This window comes from Jannaschia donghaensis (assembly GCF_001403795.1).
GTDB classification, from domain to species: domain Bacteria; phylum Pseudomonadota; class Alphaproteobacteria; order Rhodobacterales; family Rhodobacteraceae; genus Jannaschia; species Jannaschia donghaensis.
Genome location: NZ_CXSU01000012.1, coordinates 543,703 through 546,095 on the forward strand (window position 1 = coordinate 543,703; position 2,393 = coordinate 546,095).

Here is a 2,393-nt window from a genome sequence, read left to right on the forward strand (position 1 = left end):
GCCGGGCGTCCTGCTGCGGCTGACGGCGGGGGAGGGCGCGCTGCTGGCACGGATCACCCGCCGGTCGCGGGACCGACTGGCGTTGGTGCCGGGTCGGCCGATCTGGGCCGTGATCAAGACGAGTGGCGTCGCGCGCGCGGACGTGGGTGCCCGAGGGGACGGTGACGACAGCGACGGCGCGACGCACGCGGGCTGAACAAGAACGTCAGGGTCAAGCTGAGGGCCGATTTGACCAACCGCCAATGTTTGGCCGGCGCGTTTGGAGCATACCCTCCGGAGCAAAATCTTGAAATTCTGGCAGCGACGCGCGCTACTGAACGACGCCAAGATAATCAAATCACGACGAAACCATTCTGGAGATACCTGCGTCCATGAACGCAAGCCCGTGACCGTTGTCCCAAGACTGGCTGGAGGAAGAGGCGTATTTGCCGGACTGCGGCGTGGATCTGTAGCCAGGTATTAAGTCAAGACTGCCGAAGCGCCGATCCGCGGCGGCCTGTCTCTTACTTTATTCCAACTTTGGCGCCCGCGATGAGATCCGTCCGCTGAAGGCGCAATCTGCCAGTCTCACCAAGTGGACAAGGACGGATGCCGCCATCGCGGTCAAACGTCGTTGACGGTGCTGGGAGACGTTCCGTCGACGGACCTTTGCCGATCCGGATGCCAGCCTTGGACGCCCTATCGGACCAATGCCGGCGCCTTATCGGACGCGGTGCAGCGCGCTTTCCAGACGGCCGAGCAAGTCACGCCGTTCCGCAGGTGTCAGGAACGATCCAATCTCAACCTTTCGCGGTCCGCCTTCGAGCGTGAGATAGTCGACGATCCGGTTTACCCGGTCGTGACGCTTGATCCGCACCCAATATGGATTGGCCTCCCAATCAAGGCGCGTGCCGTCGGGCTGTTGCCGGATAAGGCTGGCGCAATCGGGGGTGACGGTGAACGTCTCCAGGATATCCCTGTCCCGCCAGCTGCGGTTCAGCGACCACCAGAGCGCGCCGACCGATATCATCGCGAACGGCAGGATGCCCCAAAGGACGGCCGTGCCAAGCAGTGCGAAGAGCGGCAGCATCGCCATGACGAAAGTGCCGGCAATGATCCAGACGAAGCCGGTGCCGGTCAGGCTTTGGTGGGGCCAGAGTTCGACTTGATACAGGAAGGCCCCGGGCGATGCCGGGGCCTCCTGTCGGTCTATGAGAACCTTGTAGGGCATGCCCGTCAGTGACCCGGCTGCTTGTCCCACATATCGCGGGTCGGCAGCTGCTCGAACGTATGCTCGGGCGGCGGGTTGGGCAGCGTCCACTCCAGCGTGTCGGCGTGCGGACCCCAATAGGCCGGCTCCGAGACCTTCTTGCCGGCGAAGATCGTGTAGAACACCACGCCGATGAAGAACAGGAACGACGCGAAGGACAGAAACGCACCCCAGCTCGACACCTGGTTCCAGAGCGCGAAGGCGTCGGGATAGTCGATGTAGCGACGGGGCATGCCCTGACGGCCAAGGAAGTGCTGCGGGAAGAACGTGATGTTCGCGCCGATGAAGAAGGCCCAGAAGTGCAGCTTGCCGGCCCATTCGGGATACTGGCGACCGCTCATCTTGCCGATCCAATAATAGATGCCGGCGAAGATGCCGAACACGGCCCCCAGCGACATCACGTAATGGAAGTGCGCCACGACGTAGTAGGTGTCGTGATAGGCGCGGTCGATGCCGGCTTGCGACAGGACGATGCCGGTGACGCCGCCCACGGTGAACAGGAAGATGAACCCGATGGCGAAGAGCATCGGCGTCTTGAAGGTGATCGAGCCGCCCCACATCGTTGCGATCCAGGAGAAGATCTTAACGCCGGTGGGCACCGCGATGATCATCGTGGCGACCATGAAGTAGGCCTGCTGCGTCAGCGACATGCCCACGGTGTACATGTGGTGCGCCCAGACGACGAAGCCCAGGCCGCCGATGGCGACCATGGCGTAGACCATCGGCAGATAGCCGAAGATCGGCTTCTTGGAGAAGGTCGCAACGACGTGGCTGACGATGCCGAAGGCGGGCAGGACCACGATGTAGACTTCGGGGTGACCGAAGAACCACAGGATATGCTGATAGAGAACCGGGTCACCGCCACCGGCCGGATCGAAGAACGTCGTTCCGAAGTTCCGGTCCGTCAGCAGCATAGTGATAGCACCAGCCAGGACGGGCAGGGCGAGAAGGATCAGCCAGGCGGTCACGAAGATCGACCAGGCAAACAGCGGCACCTTGTGCAGCGTCATGCCGGGTGCGCGCATGTTGAGGAATGTGGTGATGATGTTGATCGCGCCAAGGATGGACGACGCCCCCGAGACGTGGACCGCGAAGATCGCGATGTCGGTGGAGTATCCGGCCTCCGACGTGGACAGCGGCGGGG

The 2,393-nt window shown here is 62.7% G+C and carries 3 protein-coding genes; 1 reads left to right on the forward strand and 2 read right to left on the reverse strand.

From position 1 onward, the window contains the following. A partial coding sequence (locus tag JDO7802_RS18520; RefSeq protein WP_245624183.1) for a TOBE domain-containing protein occupies window positions 1-196 on the forward strand: 196 nt, incomplete at its 5' end. Between the two features lie 504 nt (window positions 197-700). On the opposite strand, the gene JDO7802_RS11960 is transcribed toward JDO7802_RS18520, so the two are convergent. Both JDO7802_RS11960 and JDO7802_RS11965 read right to left on the reverse strand, forming a co-directional pair. Then, window positions 701-1,210, reverse strand: coding sequence for a DUF2244 domain-containing protein (locus JDO7802_RS11960; protein ID WP_055085864.1), 510 nt, complete (start codon window positions 1,208-1,210; stop codon window positions 701-703). A gap of 5 nt (window positions 1,211-1,215) precedes the next feature. After that, a partial coding sequence (locus JDO7802_RS11965) for a cbb3-type cytochrome c oxidase subunit I (protein WP_055085866.1) occupies window positions 1,216-2,393 on the reverse strand: 1,178 nt, incomplete at its 5' end.